We start from the raw sequence: 3,147 nt of genomic DNA on the forward strand, positions 1-3,147 counted from the left end.
AACGGTGAAATTGGCGAGAATAATATCCACTTTGTTTGATTGCAAATATTCCACGCGGTTTGCGGCTTCCACCAAGACATATTGCACTTTGTTTTCATCACCCAGCAAATCTTTAGCAATGGCTTTTGCAATTTCTACGTCAAAACCTTGGCTTTTGCCTTGGTTATCCACATAGCCAAAAGGCGGTTTATCGCTAAAAACGCCAATGCGCACGCTATCGGCCTTTTGTAGCTGTTGCAGACGATTTTGCGCGCTATTGCTTTCGTTGTCATTGCACGCCGTTAGGCTCACAGCAAGCAGGGTAGTCGCAAAAAGTGCGGTGATTTTTTTAAATGTTTTCTTCATAGTCTATTCCTCTTGGTTCATAGTTTAAGATGTTTAAGAATGTTTTTGCCCGATCGGAATTCGGGTTGGTAAAAAAGCGATCTGGCGTGTTTTCCTCCACGATTTTTCCTGTGTCCATAAAAATAATGCGATCTGCCACTTGGCGCGCAAAGGCCATTTCGTGGGTTACAATCAGCATTGTCATTCCCTCTTTGGCAAGCTCTAAAATCACATCTAGCACTTCGCGCACCATTTCAGGATCAAGGGCTGCGGTAACTTCATCAAACAGCATAATTTCTGGGTTCATACACAAAGAACGAACAATAGCGATACGCTGTTTTTGACCGCCTGAAAGCTCACGCGGATAGGCATTTTTGCGATCCAGTAAGCCCACACGTTTAAGTAACTCATCGGCTTGCTTTTCCACTTCCGAACGGGAACGCTTTTGCACTTTCATTGGGCCGAGCAAAATATTGTCGATCACCGAAAGATGCGAAAATAATTCATAGCTTTGAAAAACCATTCCAATATGTTGGCGTGCTTGCACCCAAGGCACTTGCTTGCCTAACACGCCTTGATCTTGCAAAACGATTTCACCACCTTGAATGGATTCCAGCCCGTTAATGCAACGCAACAAGGTGCTTTTCCCGCAGCCTGAAGGCCCGAGCAACACCACCACTTCGCCCTTTTTTATGGCTAAATCAATGCCTTGAAGTGCGGTGGTTTTTTCGTATTTTTTTACCAGTTGGTTAATTTCTAATAGTGCCATTTTGATTTCCTTTTATTGCTCCCAACGATTTTCTATATAACGAGAAAAAATAGACAAGGGATAACAAATTGCGAAATATAAAAGAAAAATAAGACCATAAATCCAAAATGCCGCGGAAGGATCAGTAAATAACGATGTTTCAATAATTTGTTGCCCCACTTTCACCACTTCTAACACGCCAATTAACATTGCCAATGAACTGGTTTTAATCATTCGAGTAAATAAATTAATCGCACTTGGCGTAACTCGCTTTAAACTTTGTGGCAGTAACACATATAAAAAGGTTTGTGTGCTATTTAATCCCAAGGCATAAGCAGATTCCCGTTGATGTTTTTCAATGGAATTTAATGCGCTGCGCATTAAATCGCCCATTTCAGCCGTCCCCCAAAAAATAAAGACGAAAATACATACTGCAATGCCGTTTAAATGAATATTCAACCACTTAGCCAAGCCAAAATAGGCAATAAATAACCACACTAGTAAAGGAATAATTCGCACCATTTCTAAATATAAACGACAAATCCCTTGGATTATTTTATTTCGGCTGGTCATTGCAATGCCAAACAATATACCCAACAGGCAAGAGAATAATACGGAAATAAATGCAATTTCAGCCGTAACCGTTAAGCCATTTAACAATCGTTGTAGATTATTTTCTTCTAATAAAATAGTTAATCCCATTATTAAACGCTCCCATATTTCGCATAACGGCTACGTTTCTCTAAATAATGAATAAGAAACGAAACTGGCAATAAAATAATGAGATAAAACACTACCAATAAAAATAATGCTTCGTTAGTTTTATAATCTAGGCCAATTAATTCTTTCGCCATAAACATTAATTCCGCAATAGCAATCGCGCTGGCGATAGAGGTTTCTTTCATTAAAAACAGACAATTTGCACCAATGGCTGGCAGAGAAAGGCTTAAAGTTTGTGGCGCAATAACATAAATAAAGGCTTGTGTGGGTGTTAATCCTAAGCTCAGAGCTGATTCCACTTGCCCTTTTGAAACGCTCTCAATCCCTGCTCGAATCGCCTCAGCCATATAACTTCCCCCAAGAAAACTTAAGCCAATAATGGCGCAAGTAAATCCATCTAACTTAATTCCCAATTTAGACAAACCAAAATAGAGAAAGAAAAGTTGGATCAACAAAGGTGTATTACGAGAAAGTTCAATATAGGCTTTAGCGAGCGAATTAAAAAAACGAATGTGGTAGCTGGTAGCCACCGCACACAAAAGCCCAATAATGAGAGAAAAAACAATACTCCAAAACGAGAGCTGCAAAGTAATAATGCTGGCATCAATAAATTTCGGAATATTGTCAAAGACATACTGCCAATTCATTTTCCTTCCCTGTTGAAGTCATAAACTGGCAATCATTCTAAAGAACAGAATAGTAGATTGAAAAAGAATAAAAATTTATTGGTTAGATGATTTGGTGGTTATATTAAACAAAAAGTGCGGTAAAATACCGCACTTTTTATCTAGTAAACAACAACCTTTTCTTACCTTAATCCGTTAATAAATCCCGCGCATAAACCCCACAAAAACAAAAATAAAACAATTTTTCATTTTTATTGTGATCTTGTTCATATTTTTGAAGCGTGGAAATTGAGTTCTCTTTTTCACCAGCGTAGCATACGTGCGTTATCACTATTATTTAAGGAGAGAAAAATGCCCCGATTTCGTTTATCAAAAGTGATGTGTATGCTAGCGCCTGTGATGTTAGCCAGCATTCCTACTTTACCTGTTTATGCTGAAACAAATTCTGTTGTAGCTGTGGAACACGCCACAACACAGAATGCCTATGATCAAATATTACAAAATTGGAAAAACCATCTTACAGGTATATCGTTAGACACCACAAATAATATGGCTAACAATGCGAAACAAGCGTTGCTAAGTAACGATACTTTTGATTTTAGTGAACAAAAAACAGCTGGGGCAAAAATTCGCTCGACAGTGAATACAATCAGAGATTTAGCTGTAGGATATAATAAATCGGGTTCGCAATTTTATCAAAACCAAGACGCTAAGCAGTTAATCATTTCT

5 protein-coding genes are annotated in these 3,147 nt (G+C 38.4%); 1 reads left to right on the plus strand and 4 read right to left on the minus strand.

All coding sequences use genetic code 11. The features are described from left to right. The 4 genes from C3Z13_RS04590 to C3Z13_RS04605 all read right to left on the minus strand — a co-directional run. On the minus strand, positions 1 to 345 hold a 345-nt coding region (locus C3Z13_RS04590), incomplete at its 3' end, for a transporter substrate-binding domain-containing protein (protein WP_146256867.1). Further along, entirely contained in the window at positions 329 to 1,093 is a 765-nt protein-coding gene (locus C3Z13_RS04595; RefSeq protein WP_103855143.1) for an amino acid ABC transporter ATP-binding protein, read from the minus strand. The genes C3Z13_RS04590 and C3Z13_RS04595, both read right to left, overlap by 17 nt. Positions 1,094 to 1,105: 12 nt before the next feature. Next, the gene (locus C3Z13_RS04600) at positions 1,106 to 1,774 is read right to left on the minus strand and encodes an amino acid ABC transporter permease (RefSeq protein WP_103855144.1); all 669 of its coding nucleotides are present in this window, start codon (positions 1,772 to 1,774) and stop codon (positions 1,106 to 1,108) included. Between the two features lie 2 nt (positions 1,775 to 1,776). Then, on the minus strand, positions 1,777 to 2,439 hold the full coding sequence (locus C3Z13_RS04605; RefSeq protein WP_103855145.1) for an amino acid ABC transporter permease: 663 nt from the start codon (positions 2,437 to 2,439) through the stop codon (positions 1,777 to 1,779). Between the two features lie 363 nt (positions 2,440 to 2,802). On the opposite strand from C3Z13_RS04605, the gene C3Z13_RS04610 reads away from it, so the two are divergent. Continuing rightward, positions 2,803 to 3,147, plus strand: a 345-nt coding sequence (locus C3Z13_RS04610) for a hypothetical protein (protein ID WP_219827885.1), incomplete at its 3' end; no start/stop codon positions are given.

The organism is Avibacterium endocarditidis (genome assembly GCF_002921145.1).
Taxonomy (GTDB): domain Bacteria; phylum Pseudomonadota; class Gammaproteobacteria; order Enterobacterales; family Pasteurellaceae; genus Avibacterium; species Avibacterium endocarditidis.